The organism is Pantoea sp. FN0305 (assembly GCF_050113845.1).
In the GTDB taxonomy this organism is placed as follows: Bacteria; Pseudomonadota; Gammaproteobacteria; order Enterobacterales; family Enterobacteriaceae; genus Mixta; species Mixta alhagi.
In genome coordinates, this window is record NZ_JBNJSN010000002.1 from 522,725 (window position 1) to 546,923 (window position 24,199).

Sequence of the window (24,199 nt, forward strand, 5' to 3'; positions counted from 1 at the left end):
GTCTCATCATGGATACGATGCGAGAGAATATAGCAGAGCGCAAAGCGATCCTGCTCACCATCAAAACAGAGTTAATTCAGCGGTTAAATATTCATCGGGAACCCGGACAGATAGATGATGACACGGCGCTGTTCGGCAACGGTCTGAAACTTGATTCAGTGGATGCCACAGAAATTTTGGTGTTGCTGGATAAAGTTTTCAATGTTCAGGTGAGCGAAGGCGACGATCCTGCTTATATGCGCACCATTAATAATCTTGCTTCTTTTATCCTTCAAAAGAACAGAGCCGCCGAGCGTCCATAACAAAAAGCGACCAGGGAACAGACGATGAACGTGCTTCATGATGTGCATTTGGCTCACCAGGCGAAAATGGGCCAATACAATAATAAAACGCTGCCTGCTTCTTATTACGCGCCTGCCGTTGAGTATCAGGCCGTGAGAGAAAATGCGTTGTTGGTTGATTACTCGCATATGTCCATTGTCAGCGTAACAGGCGAAGATGCCTGGGCGTTGGTTAATTACTGCGTGTCCGCCGATGTCGCCACCCTGCGTGATGAGCAGGCACTCTATTCGCTGATACTCAATGAAGCCGGTTTTTTGCGTGGCGATGTTTATATTCTTTGCGCGGAAGAGGGCTATTATCTGTTAACAGAGAACATGACCTCCACGGAAGTGGTTGCCTGTTTACAGCAGGCGTTAGGGAAAGCTGAGGAGCTGGATATCCAGGAGACGCCGGAAATCCACGTGCTGGATGATGCCGGGTGGGGCGCGATGCTGCTGGAAGGGCCTTATGCCTGGGAAATACTGGCGGAACGGTATGGTTTTGATGTCGTCGGGCTGCCTTATCATGAATTTATGCAGACCTCAGAGGAACTGATACTTCTCCGCTGCGGTAAACATGGCGAATATGCCTATTTAATGGTGGGCGAGCAGGCCGCGCTGGCGGAGCTGTGGTTGAAACTGCTGGAAACCGGAGAGAAATTTCAGCTGAAAGCGGGCGGCCTGGATTATCAGCATATCGTCAGGGTTGAAAATCCCTGCTGGGATGTGCTGGACGCTTCACGTAATCCCGTTGAGCTGCAGCTGCAATGGGCCATTGAATACGGTAAAGAGGATTTTATCGGTAAATCGGCGGTTGAAGCGATATCGCACAATGGCGTTACGCGTAAGCTTGTCGGCATTATTCCGCTGGCTCCGGGCGCAGAAATTAGCGCGAATGATAAGGTGCTGGTTGATAAAAAAGTGGTGGGTGAAATTATAAAAAGCGTTTATTCGCCCGCCCGCCACTCATTTATTGCCCTGGCGATGATCGACGCAGCCTGGGCTTACTCTGATATTCCGGGATTCATCCTGCAAACCGCGCACGGCGATATCGCAGCCATGACGCACAATCTGCCTTTCCTCTACAACCTCAGTATGCGGGTAAGCCCAACGGAACACAGTTTTATTGATGCCACGAAACCGCGCCACGCCGAATAACAGGCAAAAGAGCAGCATTAAACTTTAACGCAGGCAGGTTGGCTGGATGCTGAGGCATTCACGCTTCGCCAGGGGCAGATAGTTGCAGCAGGGATGATGATGAAGAACAGAAAAAGAGTGGTTATCACCGGTATGGGGATTTTGTCACCGCTGGCGGATAATATTGCAGACTTTCGCCAGGCATTATTTAACAGACAATGCGCGGTGGCCGACAGTCAACGCTTCTCCCGGTGGTTTAACCATGCCCGCGCTGCGGAAATTCTCTATTGCGGGGATTTTCCGGAGCTTTCGCACGAGATTGTCCAGTCGCTCGATAACGCTGCGCTCTGGGCCTATAAGGTGGGTAAGGATGCGCTGGCACAGGCCGGGCTGATAAATCAGCGGGCCACTCTTGAAGAAGCCGGGTTAGTTATTGGCGTCTCATCGGCCGGCACCGAGGCTTTTTTACCGCTGTTTGAGCGGCGCATGCAGGATTTTTCGCTGGCAAAAGCCATTTTCTCCGGCGGCTTCTCTGCCTGCTGCTCCAGCGTTTCCAGCCTGCTGGGGTTGAAGGGCGGCGTTGAGCTGGTAGCCACGGCCTGCACTGCCAGCCCGAATGCCATCGGCATGGCATTTGACGCTATCCAGAATGGGAAAAGCCCGGTCATGCTGGCCGCAGGTACCGAGCCAATCTATTTGCCTACCTTCGCCGGGTTTTATGCGCTTAACGTGATGCATACAGAATCCTGTACCCCTTTTTCCGGCACGCCGGGAATGTCCATCGGTGAAGGCGCTGGTGCTCTGGTGCTGGAAGAGTACCAGCATGCCGTTGACCGTGGCGCAACGCTCTATGGGGAAATCCTTTCATACGCCACCTCGTGCGATGCGTATCATGAAACCGGCCCGGATCCGCGTGCGAGCGGAGCCGTACGGGTGATGATAAAAGCGCTGGATAATGCTGCTGTTGCGCCGCAGCAGGTTGATTATGTCAACCTTCACGGTACCGGAACCGAAGCTAACGATCGCATTGAGACGCTGGCAATGAAAAAAGTGTTCCCGCAGAGCGCCAGCCTGCCTGTTAGCGCCACCAAATCCTATTTTGGTCATACGATTGGCGCGGCGGGCGTGGTGGAGTTAATCGCCTGCCTGGTGACGCTGCCCGCGCAGAAAATTTTGCCAACGCTCAATTTCGGCTCGCCCCGTGCTAACTGCGATCTGGATTATGTGGCCAACCACTTTCGCCAGAAAGCGGTCAATATATTCGTTAAAAACAACTATGCTTTTGGCGGCAATAATTGCAGCCTGGTGATCAGTACGCAGCCCGCATCGGTGCCCGTCAGCGCCTATCAGGAGAAGCGCGTGGCGATTTCAGGCATAGGCGCGGTGACCGCGCTGGGGCATACCATCAACGAAATGCTGGAAGCAATCTGGTCATACCAAAAGCCGGTCGCGCTGCAGCCGGTGGTGTTTCATCCGGATACACTGGCGGAAGTCAGGGAGCTGCTTGATGTCCTGCGCGCTACCCGGCAGTTCGAAACCGTGCTGGGGCGCAGTCTCGCAGAGATCGCGCCGCTTTTGCCGGAGCATGCCCGGAACTTTAAAACCTTTCAGATTACCGGGCTGGATGCACGCAAACATCTGCGCCGTTACGATCGGCGCAAGGCGACGCGCGGCGGAACCTTTGCGCTGATTGCGCTCGCAGCGGCATTAACCAGCGCCAGGCGTAAAATCAAAAAAGAGGGTGACGAGACCGGCCTGATTATGGGCATGTCGCGTGGTCCGCAGGAGACAACCTGGAAATACCTGCAAAGTCTGCAGCCCGATCCGCGTAAGGTGCGCACCTCTGAGTTTCCCGGCTCGTTAATGAATTCCATCGCCACCTTTTGTGGCATCTCGGAAGGCATCAAGGGCTATACCACTACGCTGGCTACTGGTGAAAACGCCGCGCTGGGCGCATTGACCTATGGCTATGAAATCATTCGCCAGCAGCTGCAGTCGCAGGTGATTATTGGCGGTGCGGATGAACACTTTCCCTCTATGGCGCTGTATATGGATGCCCTTACGCAAAAGCTGCATATGACCGCAGAGGCGCAGGATTATCAGATTTATGCTAACGCGCCGCAGGGGTTTGTTCCGGGTGAGGGGGCCTGCATGCTGCTGCTGGAAGCGCCAGAGGCCGCCGGGGCGAGAGGCGCAGACGTTCTGGCGGAGATTGTGGGTTATGGCAAGTCATGCAGCAACAGCTATTTTGCGGCGGATCGGCTCAGCGAGAAAGCGCAGGCGATGATGCTGGCGATCGGCCGGGCGCTGCGGCATGCCGGGCTGACGGCCAACGATATCGATCTGGTCTGCGGCACCAGCAACGGCAGCCAGCAACATTCCCAGGTAGAAACAGAGGCGATCTGGCAGACCTTCTGCCAGGAAAAGCCGCAGGTACCGATAGTGAACTATAACGCTTTCTTTGGCTTTGTAGCCTCCTGCGCCGGTCTGCTGAATCTGGCGGTGCTGATTGACTGCTTCAGGCAGCAGCGGGTTCCTGCGATTCCCCATACCGAGCGGTTCTGCGATGAGCGCCTTAATTTTGTTCGTGAACCACAGACGATGCCGCTTCAGCATGCTCTGCTGCTGGGGGCCAACGAAGCCGGAAATTACTATGCAATAGTCATCAAAGGAGCACAGCCTGGATAACGCAGCGATTATTGCCGGCCACAGTCTCTGTTTGCCGTTCGCCAGAAGCAGCCATCAACTGATCGCCCATTTGCGACAGGGGAAGCAGGTGGAGACCTGCGGCTGGTTTGCTTCCGATGAGCAGGCGATAAAAGGTGGATTCAAAAGCAACAGGCATTTTGCGCGTCTGCCGCCGGGCGCAGAAAGCCTGTGTGAACGGCTGTCGCGACTGGTTGACGACGCCGTTGAACAGGCTTGCCTGGATAAACGCTGCCTGAGCGGAGAAAAGGTCAGGGTTTATCTGGCGGGCGTGGGGCCAAGAGTGGATGCGAAGGCCTATAAATCTTTCTATGACTGTAACGATATGGAGGATATCAAGCTGACAACATCGGTAGCACAGCTACAGATAGCCAATATGTCGCAGGATGGGCTGGCGTATCAGCTGGCGCAAAAATATCGTCTGAAATATTTGCCGCCCAATCTTAACTGCGCCAGCAACGCCTCACTGGCGGCGGTACATATTGGTTGTCAGGCGATAGAAAAAGGAGAAATCGATCTGGTGCTGGTGATCAGCTGCTCAGAGATTAAAACACAGGATTTTTGGTTCCTTGAGAACCAGCAGATGCTGAATGGCGGTGTGGTACAGCCCTTTGGCGCACAAAGTAAAAGCGTGCTGGTTGCTGAAGGTTTATGCGTCATGCTGCTGGAGAGTCGTCGTCATCGGGTTGCCCGGCAGATGGCGGCTGGCGTGCGGTTACGCTCGGTTTATAGCCAGATCGGTGCCAACAGAAATCATGATGCGGCTTATCTGACCGCCAGTCTGCACCGGCTGATGAAAAAAGCATTGCTTCACGCAGGCGTTGCGCTTAACGAACTGTGCGCGATCATTCCTCATGGCAATGGCGCTGCAGCCAGTGATAAAGCCGAGGCGCAGGCGCTCGCGCTGTTATTGAACGACGTTCCGGTGCCCATACTGGCCTATAAAGGACAGACGGGCTATACCGCCACTGGCTCCGGCATCGTTGATTTAATCATTGCTTACTATGCGTTAACCCGGCGGGAGCTGATCCCGGCACGAAAGAACGATGCCATTATCAAAGAGCTGGCGCCGTATCTGCTTATTGGCGCAGAAGCGGTAAAGCACCGGCAGCAGCATCTGTTAAAAACAGGCGTAAGCGTGGATGGGGCGCTGATCGCGGTAGTGGCGTCGGATGAGCGCCAGGAAGCCAGCAATGAGTAACTGCTATTTGTCTTCATTTGCGGTGATCGAGCCGGACGATCGCTTTTATCGCTATCATCCGAGCTGGTTAAACGTCTGGGAATCACACCTTTATAACCGGGCAATAAAAGCCACCAACGCGCAGGGATGGTTTTTTAAGCGGTTTGGCTGTGATAAAGCGCTCTACGCCCGCGAGATGATCCGCAAGCCAGCCTGCATTGATTATATCGAAGCCACAGAGCAGGCGGCCGACCAGGCGTTACAACAGCTAGCGGCTAAAGAACGCATGCGTTTAAGGAAGTCGCGCACCGCCTTTATCTGTGTTGATGCATGGGGCGAGTCAGGGCTATTTGAAAATATAACCAGCGCTCTGCATGTGACCATGCTTGATAGCCTGCCGAAAAACTTGTTGAAGAAATTTTCAGTAAAAGAGTTCACCTGCAAAGTGCGGGGTGAACAGCACGCCTTTATGCAGGCGCTGAGAATGGCGCAGGATTACCTTAGCTGGGATATCTTCGATTTTGTCGTGATTAGTGCTGCATATCGCGCCATTCCGCCGTTGGTTTTTTCCACGGCGGAAAACACGGCGCAGGGAGAAAACCCTGATATAAAAATGAATTTTTCCGTGGAGCGTGCAGGCTGTTTTATTTTCAGTCAGCAGGAAAGCGCTTTTCAGGTAGCGTGCGGCAGCTATATCTTTCCCGACAGTAACTTCTTAACTCTGGACAGGTTATGTGATGACGCCGATATCGAACGGCTGGCCATTGCCGGATTAAGTTATACCTTGTCTGAACGGGTTAGTGCGAATAAACCAGGCGCATCGGCAGCGGAAGTTATTTGCCTGAGCGAAAAATATGGCGACAGCGGCTGCCTTTCACCAGCGCTGAGCTGGCTTTACCTTGAGCGGCACCGCTGCCGATCGGGAAAAATGCGCACGGTCATGCCTGGCGCAATGGGCAGCTATCACTATTTCGACACCCGATATCAGCCTTAAGGGAGCAGGGATGGCCAGTAATGTCAGGGAATTGCCAGCGATATCGTTAAGCGAGGTGAATAAAAGCTATGGCCGTAATGAAAGTAAAGTTGATGCGTTGAAAGCGGTAAATATGGAGATTGCGCACGGCGATTTTGTGGCGCTGTGCGGTCCTTCAGGCAGCGGGAAAAGCACGCTGCTGAACATATTATCTGGTATCGATCGGCCAACCAGCGGAACGGTGATATTTTTCGGCAAGATGCTTGATTCGCTAAACGAAAAACAGCTTTCCATTATCAGAAGCCAGCAGTTGGGCTTTATTTTTCAGTTTTTCAATCTGATGCCGGTGCTGACCGCGCTGGATAATGTCTGTTATCCGCTGCTGCTGAATGGTCGCTATCGGAAAAAAGAGGCCAGAGAACGTGCCCTGGATTATCTCAACAGCATTGGGCTGGTTCACCTGGCGCATCGTAAACCGGGGCAGCTTTCGGGAGGACAGCAACAACGGGTTGCCATTGCCAGGGCGCTGGCCCATCAGCCGAAGCTGGTGGTAGCGGATGAGCCCACAGGCAACCTCGATTCCACCACCGGTGGGGCGATTTTAGATCTGCTAACAAAAATCAATCAGGAAACGGGCACCACTTTTATTATCTCAACGCACTCGGCGCAGCTGAAAGAGCGGGCCGGGCGTATTATCGAAATCAGGGATGGGCAAATTGATGAGGGTTAGCGGCTGGCTACGCTGCGCTATTTTGCTGGCGAGCTTAACGATGCAGGCCGTAAGCGCCGTTGCGCCACCGATGGTGGCAAGGATTATCCAGCACTCGTTTCCGGAGAGCCGGGAATCGCTGCAGGTTTTAACGGAAGCGCTGTTTACGGAATATCAACAGCAAAAAAATATTACCTCATTAATTTTCTACTCCTACGGCATGCTAAAGCTGGCGGAGCAGCTGGCTGCAGAAAACGATGTGATTAAGGCTGCGGAATATGCCAGAACGGGCTTTTTTTATCTGGACGAAGCCGCTGAGCTGTATGAAAACGACCCGCGCGTACGTTATTTAAGGGCCAGAATCGACGCCTTTCTGCCCGCCGCCTCTGGCCGCTGTGTTATTGCTCTCAGCGACACGCAGTTTATCCAGCAATCAAGCGTAACGTTCGAAAGTGATATTCTGGATAACGTTAAATATATGCGCTATCGCGCCTTACACAGCTGTGGAGAAATCAATCAGGCAGCGGCTTTGCTGGCCCGGTTAAAGCAGGTACGCCCGCATTTAAAATCTCTCTCGTTAGCGCTGAATGCCGCGCCTGAATGGGAAATAAGCGAAGCCACGCAGATCGTTCTTCCTTTAGCCGGGGATAAATAGATGATCGCTACCGGAAGCCTTATCGCCGCAGCGCTTATTAGCGGTTTTGTTGTTTACTGTCTTTTGTGCAGCAGAGAGATCGCCCTGTTTGCGCTGTTGAATCTTTTCAGGCATAAACGGCGTTCATTTTCCACTCTGATGGCGATCGTTATCGGCGGCGTAGCCATTTTTAGCTGGGGCGGCTTTATTCATCACGCTTTCTGGATCCTGAAAGAGCAAACGGTCCGTATGAATGTGGGCCATATCCAGCTTTATAATCCGCTCTGGTTTCAGACATCGAATAAAAACCTGAGCCTTATTAACGATTATCAAACGCTGAAAGCAGAAATAGAAAGCCATCCCGACCTGGCTGCGTATATTGCCACGCTTTCCGGGCAGCTGGAGTTTACCGGCATCATTTCACATTATGAAAATGAAACCTCAAGCTATTTTTCTGGAGTGGGCATCGAGCCTGTACCGGCGCTTAAACTGGGCGCTTTCGAGAAGATGCTATCCGGGAGTGATTTATCGCGCGTCAGAAAAGAGGAGATGACGCTGGGCAGCGGTCTGGCAACCACGCTTAACGCGCATTACGCGGACTGGCTGGATTTAATGGTGGTGAATAGCCGCGGCGGGCAGGGAGCGATCTCATTAAAACTGCGCGGCATTTTTTCCTCCGGCATCAAAGATTACGATGATGTAGCCATAAAGGTTCCGCTGGTTACCGCTCAGCGCATGATGGATACCCGTGGCGTCAGTAAAGTTTTAATTTTGTTGAAAGATGATGCCGATCTTCCGCTGTTCAGGGCGAAGCTTCAGCAATTTATCAATGAGAAAAACCTGCCGTTAACCATTCGTAGCTGGAAAGAGATATCGCTGTTTTATCAACAGGTGGAAAGCTTGCTCTCCGGGATCTATCTCTTTATTCAGGTAATGGTGGCGGTCATTGTTATTTTTATGATTAGCAATGCGATGGCAATGAATATCGTGGAGCGCACCCGTGAGATCACCACCTTACGCGCCATTGGCCTTAAACCCACTCATATTATCCGCCTGTTTTTGCTGGAAGGAATAGTTATTGGTGTTCTGGGCGGCGCAGGCAGCCTTCTGGCGGGCTTTGCCCTGGCCGGGATCGTTAACCTGCAGGGCATTGCCATGCCGCCTTCGCCCGGGCAAACCCACGGTTACACCGCATTTATCAAGACGGACAGCGTTGAGCTGTGGGCCGTTACGTTTTTATTGCCGGTGCTGACCTCGGCGCTGGCCGCTATTTTGCCCTCGCTCCGGGCATCCCGTTTAAATATCGCGGACGCGTTTAAATTCAGCTAAAGGAAGAACGATGAAAAGGGCAGGGAAAGCCTTGGTTCTGTTTTTTGCCAGCGCAGCAGCCGCGGCCTCGCCGCAGGCGCTGGAAATCATTCGGCTGGCGGATGAAGTGCGCTCGCCCAACAAGCCTTTTCGCTACAGGGTAACCATACAGGAATATCAATCGGGGCAGCAGCAGCCTGTCAGCAAACAGATCCTGGATATCTCGATGCGCTTTATTAAGCCGGAAAAGGGCGGGCAGGCGGATGCGCGCGCTCTGGTGCGCTTTGTCTGGCCACCGCGCGACAGGGGAAAGATGATGCTGTCGGACTGGTATGAACTGTGGTTTTATACGCCGGAGCTGCGGCGGCCGATCCCCATTTTGCCTCAGCAGAGGCTGCTGGGGCAAATCTCCAATGGCGATGTCATCGTGACGAACTTTGAGTATGCCTATCATGCCGAACTGTTGGGGGAGGCACCCTGTGGAGAAACCCATTGCTACCGGCTGGCGCTAAAGCGAAAGTCTCCCGCCGCGACCTGGCCGAAGATCATTTACTGGGTGGAAAAAGGTGGTGATTACCGGCCCTGGAAAGCAGCCTACTATTCACTGGATGATAAGCTGGTTAAGCAGGTTCTTTATCAGAACTATCTGCCGGTGTTAGGTAAAGCAAGGCCGACCAGGATCGTGGTGGAAGATTTGCGCCACGGCAAGAGATATTCCGTAATGGAGTACAGCGATATTCGGCTGGAATCGCTTCCTCTTTCTCACTTCACCAAAGAGTATATTCAGCGGAGTGGCAACTGATGGCGCGGGTTATCAGGTTGCTGCTGCTATTTTTCCCGCTACGCCTTTTAGCGGAGTGCCTGCCAGAGGCGGATATTCAGCTTTATGCCCAGCAGGCGTGGCGGCACAGGGAAACGGCTCGTTGGCAAATAGATCAGAAAAATTCTTACCGGGATAACAGTAGCGTCAGTGATATAGCCATCAGATACGATAACCGCTGCGAGCTTAAGGCGAACATGCTTAGTGCAGATTTATCGCTGGTGGGGATGGCTTATTACCCGTGGCAAACGCCCGGCGCTTTTGAAACAGAGAAAAATCACACGCGGTTAATGTTGCACCGGCTGAGTTTCGCTTATCAACCGTCAGAAACGCTGCTTTTTACGCTGGGTAAATTCAGCGCGAAACCGGGACGGTTTTATTTAAAGTCGCCGGCAGATTTGCTGCATACTTACTATTCAGGTTTTAAACCAGGCAGAATTTACGATCCCGTTCTGCAGGCGATCTACGCCGAATCCTTTTGGGGCATTCAGTTATCCGCTGATGCACTTCATTATGCCTGGTCGGTAACGGTTGTGCCACAGCTAACGCAGATTAGGCGACGCTATGAATCTTCCGGCGACTGGTCTGCACTTGAGCGATCCAACGCCAGCGCGCGCTATCTGCTCTCTTACAGCGATTACCGGCTACCTGATCATACGCTTTCGGTGAGTTTGCGCGCTGGCGAAAGCAGAACGCTGGCCGTGGCGGACAGCTTTCATCCTGCGCCGCAGTGGATGTTTAACGCTGAACTGGCCTGGCATGGTAATCAACAGTGGCGTCATTTTGCTGAGCAGCGCGCGGCACAGGTACAAAATTATCTCTTTCCCTCTGCGCTTTTTCAGCGTGGCCGTCAGAGCGGCATAGAACTGGCATTGTCAGGGCAATACACCACGCAGAGCTTCAGCCATTTTGGTGTGGAGTATTATTTCCAGAGCGAAGGCTATTCCCGCCAGCAGTGGCGCAACCAGATAAACTTCATTCGCTACCTGAATCAGCGTACGGGTTTTGCTCCCTTCGATCGCGCTCATGATGCGTATAAATATTTAATGGCAGCGGAAATAGATAACATTGCCAATAAAGGCAGCCTACAGGGAAAGCATTATCTGAACAGCTATGCCACGCTAATCACCGCCGATAGCGCCAACCTGCGCGCATACAGCATCGTTAATCTTTTAGATAAAAGCGTAATGCTGGGGTTGCATTTTAATCAGCCGCTGGCGCAAGAAAATATCGATTTTTACAGCGGCGTCTATAGCACGCAGGGAAGCAGCAATAGTGAGTTTGGCCTGTTTGGCAAAATGGTGGGCGTTTATTGCGGATTTAAATATTATTTTTAAGAGATGAACATGGATAGTAATCATCAACACCGAACGGTGGCCCTGCTTTTTGCCGGGCAGGGGAATCCGGCTATTGGTATGGGAGCCGAGCTTTGGGACGTTAATGCGCATACCCGCAAAATTTGGGACTGCGCCAGTGATATTTCAGGCATTGATATTCGGCATATTTGTTTAAAAGGTCCGCTAAATAAGCTGGTACACACCTCAGCACAGCAGCTTGCTGTTACGGCAGTCAATATCAGCTTATATACGCTACTACGGGAAAAAGGGATAAATATTTCTGCATCCTGTGGGCATAGCGTAGGTGAATACAGTGCCTTGTATGCCGCAGGCGCAATAACGCTGGAAGCGCTGTTTTCTCTTATTCAATTTCGCGCAGCTACCATGCATGAGCTAAGCAAAAAACATAAAGGCTCCATGCTGGCAGTGAGAGGAATGAACTATCTGGCTGTACGCGATCTGATTGCGGCTTATGGCGCTGAACTGGATATCAGCTGTGATAACAGCTGCCGACAGCAGGTGATAGGGGGCACAACCTCTGCGCTAAGCGACTTTACGCGTCGCGCCCGCTGCCAGAGCGTTAAGTTAGCGGTAAGCGGAGCCTGGCACACTCGCCTGATGCAGGAGGGCGTTCAGCCAATGCGGGATTTTCTGGCCAGGGTAACTATTCAGCCGCCGCAACATAACGTATTGATGAATGTCAGCGGTCAGGCGGAATCGCATCCCGGAACCATTCGGGAGAACCTGGCGCAGCATTTAACCCATACCGTAAAGTGGACTGCGAGCATGGCGCGGCTTTTAAGCGCGGAGAACTCACCGTTACTCATTGACATCAGTCATAAGGCCTGGCTGGTACCATTGCTAAGCGATTATGCCGATTTTTCGCCGGAGCGGCTATTCCATTGCAGAACATTCCTGTCAGGTCAGTGAGACTATTATGATCCCCGATTATGCAGTTTTTATCCGCTATCAGGACAGAAGGTTAATCCCGTTTGTTTACTTTATCCTATTGATGCTGTTAGGTTTTTTATGGAAAAATAACGCCTGCTCGCTTACCCAGCAGGAGGCGGGCGCTGTTAGCGCTATTCTGGCCATTGTACTGTTCCATCTTATTTATGATTTAAAAGCATACTGGATGTACAAAGGCGCAATCAAAAATGTCGATCTCACCTGCTTTAACGGTAAAACCCCCTCCCGGACGGAAAGGTTTTTATCCCGTCCGCTGGTGGCGTGCGCCTTCAGCGCGCTGGCCTGCTGGCTGCTGGTCAAAGGCGGATTCGCGCTGCTGGGAGATCGGTATGCCGTTTTAGGCTTGTATAGTTTGCTGCCTTTACTGGTTTATTGGATGTTCAGAGGCGTGCGGTCGGTTTATATCAGACAACTGGCTAATTTTACGCCACAAAAGGCGCAACATCGTAGGCTTTATCACTATGTAAGCTATTTCATGCTGATAAATAGCGCGTTGAATATGTTGACCGTCAGCCCGCTGAAAAATAATCCCGACTTTTCCCTGAACCACGGATGGCAGTCGCCTGCGCTTATGGTGGCGATGTTTATCCTCTGTCTGGTGGTGTTAACCCTCAGTTTGCTTTTTGCCCGCCTGTCAAAAAAGTATATTTTTCTCGGTAAGTTGCTCATGCAGGAAATTGACTTTTCCTTTTCCACTGCGGTGCCCTGCGCGGCGCTGCAGGCAAAACCGCTGGCAGTGCGGGTAACTGTTTTTGCTGCCTTACAGCTACTGTGGATAATTTTCATTAATGCGCTATTGGCCTGGCTGGCCTGGAGCCTGCCGTTTAGCCTTTACTTTTTCGTTTGCTATCTGCCAGCAAGCGGCTGCTATTTTTTGCATCTCTACTGGCGATGGCATACAGACTACCTAACCGCCTGTGATATGTATCTGCGCTGTATTGAGATCGATAAGCGGGCCACGCTCTGGTAATTCGCGTCTGGGCTATCCACGGATTCATCACAGAACTGTCGCTACGGCAAAAATCGGTCTATAACTTATAGCGGTCCGCTAACGGATGGCGGGCTGCTGGTGACGCTTTAATCGCGAAGGATAAAAACAGAACAGAAAGCGTCGATGATTCATACAGCCTTGTGTTTTATGGAAAAGCTTCTTAAAAAATTTAACTTTGGGGGGTTGCCAACCGCGGGAAGTTAGTCCATAATGCCGTCCATCTGATGAGGGAACGCGAAAAAACTTCTCGAATCAATGAGTTAGCATCTGAGCATAGATGCAGTTTCAGTTAAGAATTAGATGGTTCGAATTCGGACGATCAAACGGAATAAAGGCGCGTTGGCAGAGTGGCCATGCAGCGGATTGCAAATCCGTCCACCTCGGTTCGACTCCGGGACGCGCCTCCACTTTACACCCTGCCCGGGTGGTGAAATCGGTAGACACAAGGGATTTAAAATCCCTCGGCTGTATGGCTGTGCGGGTTCAAGTCCCGCCCCGGGCACCATAATGAATACCGAATAAAATCAAAGCAATAAGTAGTAATGTCGTAACCGCCCAAGGGCGGTTTTTTTGTTTTTGTCTTCGGTTTCCTGATATCAACCGCTGTCATGATTCCCTTATTCTGCCTGCCAACTATCGGGTAATCAGCCAGCCCGGGCATGGGCATAGGCATAGGCATAGGCACCAAATCCTAATGCAGGATAATAACACCACACCAGCATTTAGTTACAACATACTATTATGATGCTTAAAGTTGCAGCAGGCACCGAGCCATTAATGGCCAGGCAGGAGAAAGCAGCAACTGCAGAGCGGTTTTTGATAAACCACAAAGGGATGCAGACAAAAAAGCGCATAATAGCGCCTCACTTACTTCGCAATATCACCACTTACTATGTTAATTCGTCAGGATGAGGCCAGAACCTTTATTACCGACAGCCGTCTGGCCGCAACGCTTGCACTGGTTGCCGGCGCGTTAAATACCGCTGCCTTTGAGGCGGTGGGTTTTTTCTCTGCCAATATGACCGGCAATGTCTCATCACTTTCCGAGCGACTGGCGCGCGCTGAGCTGCCGATCGCGCTGTTCTTTTTTGAGATTGTTTGTCTATTTATTCTCGGCTCCACCTTTTCAACCCTGCTGATTAATCATGGCCGTCGCCACAGCATTAGCGCCGTTTACGTCATTAATATTCTGCTGGAGGGGATGCTGTTGCTGCTGCTGGGCGTTACGGAGATCTTTTTCCCGCAGGTAGCAGGCGGCCTCCTGATGATCCTCAGCCTGAGCTTTTTAATGGGGCTGCAAAATGCGGTGGTTACGCGGATTTCCAACGCACGTGTGCGTACAACCCATGTTTCCGGAACGGCAACTGATATTGGCATAGAGTTAGCTATGCTGTTGGATATTTTGCGGCGTCGGGAATCTACAGAGTACACCCCAGTCTATCTGCAACGGCTGATGCTGCATGGCTCAACCATAACGGCCTTTCTGGTGGGTGGCGTAGGTGGGGTTTGGCTCTACAGAATGATGGGAAACGGCTTCCTGTTGGTGATTGGCCTGTTTTTAACGCTGCTGGCGCTGGGCTATCTTTTTAAAGCCCGCCGGATTACGGCGGGCAAATAAAAACGTAACGGGCCGTTTGGGTTATAGCGTGCCGCTCAGACGACGATGAAAATCGCTGCTGCGCGTATCCAGCCCAACGATTTTTACCCGCGCATCATAGCGCTGGTAGCGGTTTTCAATCGCATCAAGCGCCGCCACGCTGGAGGCATCCCAAATCTGCGCATGTGTTAAATCAATGGTGACATCCTGCGGGTCGTGCGCATAGTCGAAATGCTCAAACAGGTCGTTGCTGCTGCCAAAAAACAGCGGGCCGCGCACCACATAGCGCACCGATTCACCGTCGGCGCTGAGCTGCCGCTCCGCATGGATAACGTGCGCGACGCGACGGGCAAACAGCAAAATAGCGAAAACAACGCCGCCAACCACGCCTATGGCCAGGTTACCGGTCCAGACGGTCATGACAACTGTCAGCACCATGATTGCCGTTTCCGACAGGGGAATGCGTTTCAGAGTAGCGGGCTGCAGGCTGTGCCAGTTAATGGTTTTCAGCGCAACGATCATCATAATGCCCGCCAGCACCACCATTGGGATCTGCGCCATCAGCGCGCTGAGTCCGGTTACCAGCAGCAGCAGAACCAGAGCGGCTGCCACAGTAGAGATACGTGTGCGCGCCTTGCCTAATTCCACATTAACGATGGTCTGGCCAATCATGGCGCAGCCGGCAATGCCGCCGTAAAAGCCTGCAAAGATATTGCCGATACCCAGTCCCCAACATTCACGACGTTTGCTGGATGGCGTATCGGTAAGATCGTCAACCAGTTTCGCCGTCAACAAGGATTCCATAATGCCTACCAGCGCAATGCTCAGCGCCGTCGGCCAGACAATTTGCAGCGTCGCCAGATTAAGCGGCACGGCCAGCTGATTCAGTCCTGGCAGACCAGCCTGCATCGGACCTTCATCGCCAACGTTTGGTACATGCAGTCCACAGTAAACGGCAATGGCGGTAATCACCACGATCGCGACCAGCGGGGAAGGGACACTTTTTAATACGCGCGGCAGCAACAGCACGATAATCAGCGTCAGGGCAAACAGCAGCCACACCGGCAGCGACTGACCCCAAACGTGCGGTACCTGAGCAAAGAAAATGAGTACGCCCAGCGCGTTAACAAAGCCCAGCATCACCGAACGGGGAATATAGCGCATCATTCGCGCCAGCCCGGCGATTCCGAACAGGATCTGTATTACGCCGCCCATCAGCACGGCGGGCATAATGTATTCCACGCCGTGCGCACGCACCATCGGGCCAATGACCAGCGCAACCGAACCGGCGGCGGCGGTCACCATTGCCGGACGACCGCCCAGCAGAGACAGCGTAAGCGCCAGCACCACCGAGGCAATCAGGCTGACCTTAGGATCAACGCCGGCAATCACGGAAAATGAGATAACTTCAGGAATCAACGCCAGCGCGGTAATTACGCCAGCCAGGCATTCGCGCGTGAATAATTTGGGCGAGCGTAACACGCGGGCAACGGTTAGCTCGCTGGCGGCATGCTTTTCAGCGTTCGCCTCGGAAGAGGTGGTCATAATAATGCAGGCTCTTATTGTCTTAATGTCAGATGCAGCAGTGTGCATCATGGATCTGAAAGGTTTGAGTTGCCCATACAGGGCAAGAGGCGCATGTTACCTGTAATTGTCTGTTGATACCAGTTTCAGACCGGATTTCCCTCTGCAGGAAAGTGCCGGTCTGAGACGCAATGACATCACTACTCTGGCCGCTTTAACTGGCGATATAGCCAACTAAAGAGGTTAATAACCGATAATATCGTCTTCCGTTTTGTTAACCACCAGCTCCAGAACACGACGATAAACATCCAACATAACCACATCGCTTTCCAGCTCAAGACGCTGGATAAGGCGTGAGATAATCGCTTTATTGGTTACGGGCTGTCCTGCCTGCAGAATCTCAGCCACGACGGCACCCAGAACTTCGCCTTCGTTAACGGCGCCCTGCTCCTGCAGGTTAAAATAGTCGGTAATATCCTTGTCGGTTTGCGAGGTAGTAGTCTGCATGTTCGTCCTCTTTAACGCGGCTGGTAGCGCGTCAAGGCTTAAGGGATCGGTCAGAAATGACCGGGTTCTAATGTTTATGGTCAAAAACCAATGATGTCGTGAGCAGAATGCAATACATCCTTCAGGCGAAAAAAAACCTCTGAAGGTGGAAATCCGAGTTAAACACCTTCAGAGGCGACGCAAATGCATCATTCGTTACAGAGCATGATTTAGCTCAGCGAAGGTAAAGCTATACAAAAAAAGCAAAGCTGTACAAACAATGATTAAACAAAAAGTGCTATTGCTTAATAATCAAATAATTAAAAAGATAAATAATTATACAAAAGCTATACAAAAACGCGATAAAAACGTTTCGCTTGTAACATTTATTCTAAAGGTAACTTTAAAACCAGGCTGTAGGCAGTGAATGGGCGTTTTTTGCCGTTCTCGGGAATGCCATTTTTTGCACCATAATAAGCCGGCAAGATTCTTCACAACCCCTTTCTCCAGCGCCTATACTTACCAATGGTTATATACATAGAAGTCTAATCATTAGGTGCCTATATTTTGGATTCCTCTCAGCGCTTTCCTCGTCTGCTGCAGCTCACGGCGCACGCCTGGCGACTGGCTATCGACCGCCGACTAAAAGAGAGCGGCCTCAGCATGAATAGCTGGCTGGCTATTGCCACGCTGGCCAGTGAAAGTGAACCCATGACGCAGAAAGCGCTGGCGCAGGTGCTGGGGCTGGAAGAGGCCAGCATGGTGCCGCTAATCGACCGGCTGGTGGCGCAACGGCTGATAGAGCGTCTGCAGCCAGAAGAAGATCGACGTAAGCGCCTGCTTATTGTCACTGCCGAAGGCTGGGCGGTTTTTGAAAAAGTCAAAGTAGAAGCAGATCGTTTACGCGGCGAGCTGTTAACGGATATCGATCGCGACGAGTTAGCGATAGCCCAGCGTGTACTGCAGCAATTGCTGGATAAGACAGGAACGCTCTGACGTGGCGAAATCGAATCCTTATGCTCCGCGCCAGTGGCAGCCACATGAAAAGCCAATGCTGCCTGGTTCACCTTCAACACCGATTCATCCCACCAAAAAACGTATCGCTTTTGGGCTGGTTGGCCTGCTGATTACCCTGACGGGCGCGCTGAGCAATGCGCTGGTAACGGCTAATCTGACCAACCTTCAGGGCACCTTTGGCGCTTATTCTAACGAGATCGCCTGGCTCCCGGCGGTTTACGTAATGGGAAATATCTCTATTAACCTGCTGCTGGTGAAGTTTCGCCAGCAGTTTGGCCTGCGTATCTTTACCGAAGCTTTTTTGCTGCTGTATGTGCTGGTGGCCTTTTTTCACCTGTTCGTTAACGATCTCAGCTCGGCGATCATTGTCCGTACCGCGCACGGTATGGTGGCGGCCGCGCTAAGTTCTCTGGGCATTTACTATCAGATTCAGGCGTGGCCGGCAAAGCATCGCCTTAAGGCGTTAGCGATCGGCATCAGCGCCTCACAGTTGGCCATTCCACTGGCACGGCTATTCTCTTCTGAGCTGCTGCAACTGGAGGAGTGGCGCGGGCTTTATCTGTTTGAGCTGGGGCTGGCGATGGTGGCGCTGGGGTGCGTACTGATGCTGAAGCTGCCGCCAAGCGATCGCAGCAAGGTGTTTGAAAAAATGGATTTCGTCACCTTCATTTTAATGGCACCGGGGATGGCGCTGCTGTGTGGTGTGCTGTCACTGGGACGCATCGAATGGTGGTTCAGTACGCCGTGGCTCGGTATCTGCCTGGCACTGGCTGTGGTACTGATCATCAGCGCGGTGGTGGTAGAGCATAACCGTAAAAATCCGCTGATCAATACGCGCTGGCTGGGCAGCGGAGCCATTATCCGGTTGGGTATCGTAATGATCATGATGCGCGTGGTGCTGGCGGAACAGAACAGCGGAGCCATCGGCTTTTTGCAGCAGGTTGGCCTGCAGAACGATCAGCTGCGTGGCCTGGCGCTGGCGATTATTGCTGGCGTGGTGCTGGGGATCACTGCCAGCGCGCTGACCTTGAAACCTGCACACTTTAGCTGGCCGATCGTCACCTCATTGCTGATCATGATGATTGCGTCATTTATGGACAGCCACTCTAATCCGCTGACGCGGCCGCACAATATGTATTTCAGCCAGTTTCTGCTGGGCTTCAGCAGCGCTTTCTTTATGGCGCCTGCCATGTTACTGGGCATCGGCAGCGTGGTAACTCAGCCGAAAAACCTGGTGAGCTTCGTGGTGCTGTTCGGCATGAGTCAGAATTTAGGCGGTTTGATTGGCGCTGCCATGCTCGGCACCTTTCAGGTATGGCGGGAAAAATATCACTCCAGTCTGCTGGGTGACCAGCTTTCACTGCTCGATCCCAACGTAACCGAGCGTCTTAGTCAGTACAGCGCGCTGTTTAATAGCCAGCTGGGCGACAGTGCACTACTTAGCGCGCAGGCGGTAGCGCAGTTGCAAAGCGTCTCCACGCTGCAGGCCAACGTACTGGCATGGAACGATACCTATTTACTGACCGCCGGGATGGCCTTTTGTACCCTGGTCTGGGTGCTTTATCGCCTGACGCGCCAGCGTATTATCACCCGACGTCAGCAGCAGCGTGAGGCCGCCGCTGCTCAATCAATTTCGGCAACATCAGCCAGCATGGAGAAACAATGAGCCAGCAGGAAGAAGTCAAAGCCGCCGAGCGCGAGCGTAATAATAAATTTCGGATCCTCTCCATTGCCGTTGGCAGCGGTATAGCTCTGGTTGGCGTACTGGTTATCCTTTACGCCTGGCAGCTATGGCCCTTTACCAGCGCGGTGCAGAGCACGGAAAATGCCTATGTACGAGGGCAGATCACCTTTATCAGCCCGCAGGTCAGTGGCTATATCACCGCCGTTAATGTGCAGGATCTACAGCCGGTTCATAAGGGTGACGTGCTGATGACCATTGACGATCGTATCTATCGTCAGCGGGTTGAACAGGCGAAAGCGCAGCTGGCGATGAAGCAGGCGGCGTTAGCCAATAATCAGCAGCAGCGGCTCAGCGCCGAAGCGGTGATCGTACGTAACCAGGCGGCGCTGGAAAATGCCCGTGCACAGGCGGCAAAAAGCGGCTTCGATTTAAAACGCGTGGAAAACCTGGTGGCAGACGGCTCGTTGTCAATTCGTGAGCGTGACGCGGCGCGTGCGGCGAATAGCGCGGCGGTAACCGCCGTGCAGCAGGCGAAGGCGACGCTGGAAGTGTCACGTCAGGATCGGCAAACGGTAATCGTTAACCGCGCCTCGCTGGAGGCGGATGTCGCCAATGCGCAGGCGACGTTACAGCTGGCACAGATTGATTTAGACAACACGCGCATTATTGCGCCGGAAGAGGGGCAGCTGGGGCAGATCTCAGTGCGGCGCGGCGCCTATGTCTCTGCGGGTACGCGGCTCACGTCGCTGGTGCCGGCGAAAAAATGGGTGATCGCCAACATGAAAGAGACGCAGATGACGCACGTACGCCCCGGTTTGCCGGTTACCTTTACCGTGGATGCTTTGAACGGCGCTGAGTTTCACGGCGTGGTGGAATTTATCTCTCCGGCTGCAGGCTCGGAGTTCAGCGCAATCTCACCGGATAACGCGACCGGCAACTTTGTGAAAATAGCGCAGCGTATTCCGGTACGTATCAGGATCACGGATGATACGCAGGCGCGGCTGCGTCCCGGGATGTCGGTAGAGGTGAATATCGACACCTCCGGCGCAGAGGAGCCACGGTCATGATGCGCTGGAAACCGCAGGCGCTGGCGCTAATGATCCCATTGTTAATCGGCTGTGCCCGTGACGTTGACAAGGCACCGTCGTCGTTGCCGATCCCGCCGCAGTGGCGTTATCAGGTGGGGCCGTCCGCCGCGCCGGAAGCGAACTGGTGGCGAACCTTTGCCGATTCCAATCTGAACCGGCTGGTGGAACAGGCCCTGCGCAATAATCCCGATATTCTGACCGCCCGTTCGCGCGTGGATCAGTATCGGGCGCAACTGCGCGCCGCCGCCGGAGATAATTTTCCCACGCTGGATGTCGGCGTAGGCGCAACGCGTGCGCGCTCGCTGTCGGCCGTTACCGGGCAACCGCGCGAGGGCAACGTTTATCAGGGATTGCTGCAGGCAAACTATGACGTGGATCTGTGGGGATCGCGCAGTAGCAGTATCAATGCCGCTCGTGCGTCGCTGGCGGCGCAGCAGGCCGCTGCGGCTGCGGCTGAACTGACCATCGCCACCTCGGTCGCCTCCGGCTATATTTCCTTGCTGGCGCTGGACGAGCAGCTGCGCGTGACCCAGGCGACGCTGGCAACGCGAGAAAACTCGCTCAATCTGGCGCAGCGTCAGTTCGCCGCAGGTTATACCTCGCGGCTGGAGTGGATGCAGGCAGCATCGGAATATCAGGCGGCCAAAGCGCAAATTCCCCAGCTTGAACATCAAATCCATCAGCAGGAAAACGCGCTGAGTATTTTAGTTGGCATGAATCCGCGTCGCATTGCTCGCCAGTCAAACTTTACGCAGGTGATGCCGCAGCGGTTACCGTCGCTGTTACCATCAGAGTTGCTGCAGCGTCGACCAGATATTGTTCAGGCCCAGCGGCTGCTGCTGGCGGCGGACCAGACGCTGGTCTCTTCTCAGGCCCAATTGCTGCCCTCGCTTAATCTGACTGCCTCTGGCACCCTGCAATCCTCGGTGCTGCATCAACTGGTGGATAATCCGTTCCGTCTGTGGAGCATTGGCGGCAGCGTGCTGGCACCCTTGCTGAATCGGGAGGCGCTAACGGCACAGGTAGATGTTTCGATGGCATCGCGCAATCAGGCGCTGTACGGCTATGAGAAAGTAGTGCGAAACGCTTTTAGTGAAGTAAATGATGCGCTGGATGCGATTCAGCAGACCCAGGCGCAGCTGCAGGAGGTAGAAAAGCAGCAGGAGATCGCCGCCGACACGCTACGTATTGCCCGCAACCGCTATCAAAACGGCTACGCTTCCTATCTTGACGAGCTGGATGCACAGCGTACGCTATTCAGCGCGCAGCTGAACGTGGTTCAGTTGAAAAGCAATCTGCTACTGGCGCAAATCGATCTTTATCGGGCGTTGGGCGGCGGCTGGCAACCTTAAGAGCCTGCTTAGCGCGCCGGAACGCTAAGATTCGGCGCGCTAAGCAGGCGGTTACGATTTCAATCAGCCGTGCTACACTGTAAAACCGCATGGCAGAAACAGAGCGGTATCTTGTTTATCGATGATGTCCGCTGTGATGATGACAAAAAATGAATGAAATTTTGCCGCCTGAGCCTCCAGAAAGAGATGAACTGCCGCAACTCGACGATGCGCAATTTGCCATTGTAGTCCTGTTATTAACCTCTTTTACTCTGATATTCTTTGTTCTCATTGTGACCCTATGGATGTCATAATTGCACACTGCAAAAGATCCGATGGTTAAATAAGGAGATCAGTGATGGAGAACCGTGACGATAAACTTATCGCGTTAATTGGTTTACTCGCTGCCAGTCTGATCGGCATCGTGGTTATCTTTACCACGACCTGGCTGACCGACATTCGTCGTCCCTCATCCGACGCGTTTGAAGTGCAGACCTGCACCATGCCGCCTGCAGAACCCGCCGCTCAGCCCGCCGAAGCTTCCCCGACGCCTTAACCTTTTGCACGATTTTGTAATTTGATTTGCTGGCTGCGTAACGCCAGCGCCAGCGGCTCATAGAGCGTGCGGCTGCCATTGGGATCGGGCAGGCCAAACAGCGGGCCGGGCGAGCGACGGTCGTCTGCCCAGGCCGGATACTCCACTATCGGATAGAGGGAAATGCCTTCCACGGCCACTCCCTGTTCCAGCGCCAGTTCCACTTCATCAGCAACAATGTTCAGCCAGTTGGCCCGTGCTTCGCCTTCCGCACCGGTTTCCGCTAACAGCATTGGGCGCTGATAACGTTGCCAGACCTCCTCAAGCAGCAGATGCAGCGGACGCCAGGCGGCGTGCGTTGCGTTTAAAGGCGAACCGTTACTGAACCACTGATTATCGGGATAGTAGTTCAGACCGATAATATCCAGCGTCTCCGGGCTGCCGCCCAGCTCCGGGCATTGCTTGCCGCATAGCATATCCCAGGCGTCAAACTGTGAAAGGTGCTGACGCTGCGCCTCTTCACGCGCCGCCGCGCTGTGGTCAACGGGTGCAACATGCACCAGCGGATCCGTCAGAACAAAGCGCGCCTGCGGATAGATCTCGCGTATCGCGGCGATCGCCGCCAGGCTGGCGCGCACCAGCTGTTTCTTCAGGGCCGGGCCGCGTCCGCTGGCGTAGGGGTTAAGCCAGGCCACTTCCGCGCCCGCCCACGACCAAAAGGAGATCTGATTGATCGGGGTGAAAAAGGGTTGCTCAATACCCTCGTTGCGCATCACTTCCGCCATGGCGCGGGCAAAACGGGCGAAGGCATCAACAAAGCCGGATGACCAGATATCGAGATGATCCGGATAACCAAAGTGCGCCACTTCCCAGATCACCTGAATTCCGTGCTGGTTGGCGGCATGCACCATCGGCAGAAAAGAGGACCAGTCATATTCGCCAGGCGTTTTTTCGATCAGGTACCAGCGTGCGCCGTCGCGTGCGGTCAGCAAACGGTGCTCCACCAGCGCGGCATAATCTTTATGGATCAGCATATCGTGGCCGCTGCTGATAATCATATCCAGACGTTTACCCTCTCTGCGGCAGGCGGTTGAGCAGGGGAAGCTGCCCTGAAAAAAGCTGTGGAACAGAGACGGCTGGTGGCGCTGCGATGGCACGGTTGATGAGGTAACTCGCATGCGGTTCTTCTCCTGTAAAAAAGGCAGGCGCGGAACGTTTCGCTAAGTCTAGACTAAATGGCATCCCCGACCCGATTTTCACCATTGATATTGCGAGGAGAAAACATGCATAGCCGGCTACGTATTATTCAGGGCGATATTACGCGTCAGCAGGTAGACGTGATTGTTAACGCTGCAAACAGCAGCTTACTGGGCGGCGGCGGGGTTGACGGCGCAATTCATCGCGCAGCGGGACCGGCGTTGTTGGCCGAGTGTCGCCAGCTGGCAGCGAGTCGGGGCGGCTGCCCGACCGGAGAGGCGGTGCTGACCGGAGCCGGCAACTTACCGGCGCGTGCAGTGATTCATACCGTGGGCCCGGTCTGGCGTGGTGGTGGCCAGGGCGAAGCGGAGCTGCTGGCCAGCGCCTATAATAATAGTTTGCAGCTGGCTGCAGAGCATCGCTTCGCTACCATCGCCTTTCCCGCCATCAGCACCGGCATTTATGGCTACCCGAAAGCGGCGGCGGCGGCGATCGCCTTGCGAACAATTAGCCAGTTTTTGCAGCAGCACGACTATCCTCAGCAGGTCTGGGTGGTCTGTTTTGACGAAGAAAGTTATCGTCTTTATCGCCAGCATTCAGAACAGGTCGATGACGGTGGAGCTGCGGCCGGTGAATAATAACAATCAGGTTTAGAA

At 53.4% G+C, this 24,199-nt stretch carries 22 protein-coding genes and 2 tRNA genes; 21 read left to right on the forward strand and 3 right to left on the reverse strand.

What is annotated here, in order from left to right:
• Nucleotides 1-8: 8 nt before the first annotated feature.
• The 15 genes from ACQE3Y_RS06535 (at nt 9) to ACQE3Y_RS06605 (ending at nt 14,702) form a co-directional block, all read left to right on the forward strand.
• Nucleotides 9-302 (forward strand): acyl carrier protein, encoded by a 294-nt coding sequence (locus ACQE3Y_RS06535; protein ID WP_250652321.1) that lies wholly within the window; start codon nt 9-11, stop codon nt 300-302.
• Between the two features lie 24 nt (nt 303-326).
• The gene (locus ACQE3Y_RS06540; RefSeq protein WP_426981129.1) at nt 327-1,478 is read left to right on the forward strand and encodes an aminomethyltransferase family protein; all 1,152 of its coding nucleotides are present in this window, start codon (nt 327-329) and stop codon (nt 1,476-1,478) included.
• Between the two features lie 96 nt (nt 1,479-1,574).
• Complete coding sequence (locus tag ACQE3Y_RS06545; protein WP_426981130.1) at nt 1,575-4,145, forward strand: beta-ketoacyl synthase N-terminal-like domain-containing protein; 2,571 nt, start codon at nt 1,575-1,577, stop codon at nt 4,143-4,145.
• A complete protein-coding gene (locus ACQE3Y_RS06550; protein ID WP_426981191.1) occupies nt 4,138-5,364 on the forward strand; it encodes a beta-ketoacyl synthase N-terminal-like domain-containing protein in 1,227 nt (408 codons plus the stop codon). The genes ACQE3Y_RS06545 and ACQE3Y_RS06550 overlap by 8 nt, the downstream gene beginning before the upstream one ends.
• The gene (locus ACQE3Y_RS06555; protein WP_426981131.1) at nt 5,357-6,337 is read left to right on the forward strand and encodes an ATP-binding protein; all 981 of its coding nucleotides are present in this window, start codon (nt 5,357-5,359) and stop codon (nt 6,335-6,337) included. Before ACQE3Y_RS06550 ends, ACQE3Y_RS06555 begins: the two co-directional genes overlap by 8 nt.
• Before the next feature lie 10 nt (nt 6,338-6,347).
• Nucleotides 6,348-7,046 carry an ABC transporter ATP-binding protein gene (locus tag ACQE3Y_RS06560; protein WP_426981132.1) on the forward strand — a complete coding sequence of 233 codons (699 nt, stop codon included), beginning with the start codon at nt 6,348-6,350 and terminating at the stop codon, nt 7,044-7,046.
• Nucleotides 7,033-7,680 (forward strand): hypothetical protein, encoded by a 648-nt coding sequence (locus tag ACQE3Y_RS06565; protein WP_426981134.1) that lies wholly within the window; start codon nt 7,033-7,035, stop codon nt 7,678-7,680. The genes ACQE3Y_RS06560 and ACQE3Y_RS06565 overlap by 14 nt, the downstream gene beginning before the upstream one ends.
• A complete protein-coding gene (locus tag ACQE3Y_RS06570) occupies nt 7,681-8,988 on the forward strand; it encodes an ABC transporter permease (RefSeq protein ID WP_426981135.1) in 1,308 nt (435 codons plus the stop codon).
• 10 nt (nt 8,989-8,998) lie between these two features.
• Nucleotides 8,999-9,769, forward strand: coding sequence for an outer membrane lipoprotein-sorting protein (locus ACQE3Y_RS06575; RefSeq protein WP_426981136.1), 771 nt, complete (start codon nt 8,999-9,001; stop codon nt 9,767-9,769).
• 215 nt (nt 9,770-9,984) lie between these two features.
• Nucleotides 9,985-11,124, forward strand: a complete 1,140-nt coding sequence (locus ACQE3Y_RS06580) for a hypothetical protein (protein WP_426981137.1) — start codon at nt 9,985-9,987, stop codon at nt 11,122-11,124.
• A gap of 9 nt (nt 11,125-11,133) precedes the next feature.
• Entirely contained in the window at nt 11,134-12,054 is a 921-nt protein-coding gene (locus ACQE3Y_RS06585; protein WP_426981139.1) for an ACP S-malonyltransferase, read from the forward strand.
• Nucleotides 12,055-12,061: 7 nt separating this feature from the next.
• Complete coding sequence (locus ACQE3Y_RS06590) at nt 12,062-13,063, forward strand: hypothetical protein (protein WP_426981141.1); 1,002 nt, start codon at nt 12,062-12,064, stop codon at nt 13,061-13,063.
• Nucleotides 13,064-13,417: 354 nt separating this feature from the next.
• Nucleotides 13,418-13,491, forward strand: a tRNA-Cys gene (locus ACQE3Y_RS06595).
• An 11-nt stretch (nt 13,492-13,502) separates the two neighbouring features.
• Nucleotides 13,503-13,589, forward strand: a tRNA-Leu gene (locus ACQE3Y_RS06600).
• 387 nt (nt 13,590-13,976) lie between these two features.
• Nucleotides 13,977-14,702: a YoaK family protein gene (locus ACQE3Y_RS06605; RefSeq protein ID WP_426974303.1), complete on the forward strand. Its 726-nt coding sequence runs from the start codon at nt 13,977-13,979 to the stop codon at nt 14,700-14,702.
• A 21-nt stretch (nt 14,703-14,723) separates the two neighbouring features.
• Here ACQE3Y_RS06605 and ACQE3Y_RS06610 read toward each other — a convergent pair whose 3' ends face one another.
• Together ACQE3Y_RS06610 and ACQE3Y_RS06615 are read right to left on the reverse strand one after the other, a co-directional pair.
• Nucleotides 14,724-16,226, reverse strand: coding sequence for a SulP family inorganic anion transporter (locus tag ACQE3Y_RS06610; protein WP_426974304.1), 1,503 nt, complete (start codon nt 16,224-16,226; stop codon nt 14,724-14,726).
• Between the two features lie 222 nt (nt 16,227-16,448).
• Nucleotides 16,449-16,712: a biofilm/acid-resistance regulator YmgB/AriR gene (locus ACQE3Y_RS06615; protein ID WP_426974305.1), complete on the reverse strand. Its 264-nt coding sequence runs from the start codon at nt 16,710-16,712 to the stop codon at nt 16,449-16,451.
• Between the two features lie 543 nt (nt 16,713-17,255).
• On the opposite strand from ACQE3Y_RS06615, the gene ACQE3Y_RS06620 reads away from it, so the two are divergent.
• The 5 genes from ACQE3Y_RS06620 (at nt 17,256) to ACQE3Y_RS06640 (ending at nt 22,367) form a co-directional block, all read left to right on the forward strand.
• A complete protein-coding gene (locus ACQE3Y_RS06620) occupies nt 17,256-17,687 on the forward strand; it encodes a MarR family winged helix-turn-helix transcriptional regulator (RefSeq protein ID WP_426974379.1) in 432 nt (143 codons plus the stop codon).
• 1 nt (nt 17,688) lies between these two features.
• Complete coding sequence (locus tag ACQE3Y_RS06625; protein ID WP_426974306.1) at nt 17,689-19,374, forward strand: MFS transporter; 1,686 nt, start codon at nt 17,689-17,691, stop codon at nt 19,372-19,374.
• Nucleotides 19,371-20,459: an HlyD family secretion protein gene (locus ACQE3Y_RS06630; RefSeq protein WP_426974307.1), complete on the forward strand. Its 1,089-nt coding sequence runs from the start codon at nt 19,371-19,373 to the stop codon at nt 20,457-20,459. The genes ACQE3Y_RS06625 and ACQE3Y_RS06630 overlap by 4 nt, the downstream gene beginning before the upstream one ends.
• On the forward strand, nt 20,459-21,832 hold the full coding sequence (locus ACQE3Y_RS06635) for an efflux transporter outer membrane subunit (RefSeq protein ID WP_426974380.1): 1,374 nt from the start codon (nt 20,459-20,461) through the stop codon (nt 21,830-21,832). The genes ACQE3Y_RS06630 and ACQE3Y_RS06635 overlap by 1 nt, the downstream gene beginning before the upstream one ends.
• A 337-nt stretch (nt 21,833-22,169) precedes the next feature.
• Nucleotides 22,170-22,367 (forward strand): hypothetical protein, encoded by a 198-nt coding sequence (locus ACQE3Y_RS06640; RefSeq protein ID WP_426974308.1) that lies wholly within the window; start codon nt 22,170-22,172, stop codon nt 22,365-22,367.
• Here the strand turns inward: ACQE3Y_RS06640 and ACQE3Y_RS06645 are convergent.
• Nucleotides 22,364-23,524 carry a beta-glucosidase gene (locus tag ACQE3Y_RS06645; RefSeq protein ID WP_426974309.1) on the reverse strand — a complete coding sequence of 387 codons (1,161 nt, stop codon included), beginning with the start codon at nt 23,522-23,524 and terminating at the stop codon, nt 22,364-22,366. The two genes, ACQE3Y_RS06640 and ACQE3Y_RS06645, sit on opposite strands and share 4 nt — an antisense overlap.
• Before the next feature lie 105 nt (nt 23,525-23,629).
• On the opposite strand from ACQE3Y_RS06645, the gene ACQE3Y_RS06650 reads away from it, so the two are divergent.
• Nucleotides 23,630-24,181 carry an O-acetyl-ADP-ribose deacetylase gene (locus tag ACQE3Y_RS06650; protein WP_426974310.1) on the forward strand — a complete coding sequence of 184 codons (552 nt, stop codon included), beginning with the start codon at nt 23,630-23,632 and terminating at the stop codon, nt 24,179-24,181.
• Nucleotides 24,182-24,199 lie beyond the last annotated feature (18 nt).

Coding starts and splice junctions, on each gene's coding strand:
- ACQE3Y_RS06535 (WP_250652321.1), top strand. CDS start 9: ATGGATACGATGCGAGAGAATATAGCAGAGCGCAAAGCGATCCTGCTC.
- ACQE3Y_RS06540 (WP_426981129.1), top strand. CDS start 327: ATGAACGTGCTTCATGATGTGCATTTGGCTCACCAGGCGAAAATGGGC.
- ACQE3Y_RS06545 (WP_426981130.1), top strand. CDS start 1,575: ATGATGAAGAACAGAAAAAGAGTGGTTATCACCGGTATGGGGATTTTG.
- ACQE3Y_RS06555 (WP_426981131.1), top strand. CDS start 5,357: ATGAGTAACTGCTATTTGTCTTCATTTGCGGTGATCGAGCCGGACGAT.
- ACQE3Y_RS06560 (WP_426981132.1), top strand. CDS start 6,348: ATGGCCAGTAATGTCAGGGAATTGCCAGCGATATCGTTAAGCGAGGTG.
- ACQE3Y_RS06570 (WP_426981135.1), top strand. CDS start 7,681: ATGATCGCTACCGGAAGCCTTATCGCCGCAGCGCTTATTAGCGGTTTT.
- ACQE3Y_RS06575 (WP_426981136.1), top strand. CDS start 8,999: ATGAAAAGGGCAGGGAAAGCCTTGGTTCTGTTTTTTGCCAGCGCAGCA.
- ACQE3Y_RS06580 (WP_426981137.1), top strand. CDS start 9,985: ATGCTTAGTGCAGATTTATCGCTGGTGGGGATGGCTTATTACCCGTGG.
- ACQE3Y_RS06585 (WP_426981139.1), top strand. CDS start 11,134: ATGGATAGTAATCATCAACACCGAACGGTGGCCCTGCTTTTTGCCGGG.
- ACQE3Y_RS06590 (WP_426981141.1), top strand. CDS start 12,062: ATGATCCCCGATTATGCAGTTTTTATCCGCTATCAGGACAGAAGGTTA.
- ACQE3Y_RS06605 (WP_426974303.1), top strand. CDS start 13,977: ATGTTAATTCGTCAGGATGAGGCCAGAACCTTTATTACCGACAGCCGT.
- ACQE3Y_RS06610 (WP_426974304.1), bottom strand. CDS start 16,226: ATGACCACCTCTTCCGAGGCGAACGCTGAAAAGCATGCCGCCAGCGAG.
- ACQE3Y_RS06615 (WP_426974305.1), bottom strand. CDS start 16,712: ATGCAGACTACTACCTCGCAAACCGACAAGGATATTACCGACTATTTT.
- ACQE3Y_RS06630 (WP_426974307.1), top strand. CDS start 19,371: ATGAGCCAGCAGGAAGAAGTCAAAGCCGCCGAGCGCGAGCGTAATAAT.
- ACQE3Y_RS06635 (WP_426974380.1), top strand. CDS start 20,459: ATGCGCTGGAAACCGCAGGCGCTGGCGCTAATGATCCCATTGTTAATC.
- ACQE3Y_RS06640 (WP_426974308.1), top strand. CDS start 22,170: ATGGAGAACCGTGACGATAAACTTATCGCGTTAATTGGTTTACTCGCT.
- ACQE3Y_RS06645 (WP_426974309.1), bottom strand. CDS start 23,524: ATGCGAGTTACCTCATCAACCGTGCCATCGCAGCGCCACCAGCCGTCT.
- ACQE3Y_RS06650 (WP_426974310.1), top strand. CDS start 23,630: ATGCATAGCCGGCTACGTATTATTCAGGGCGATATTACGCGTCAGCAG.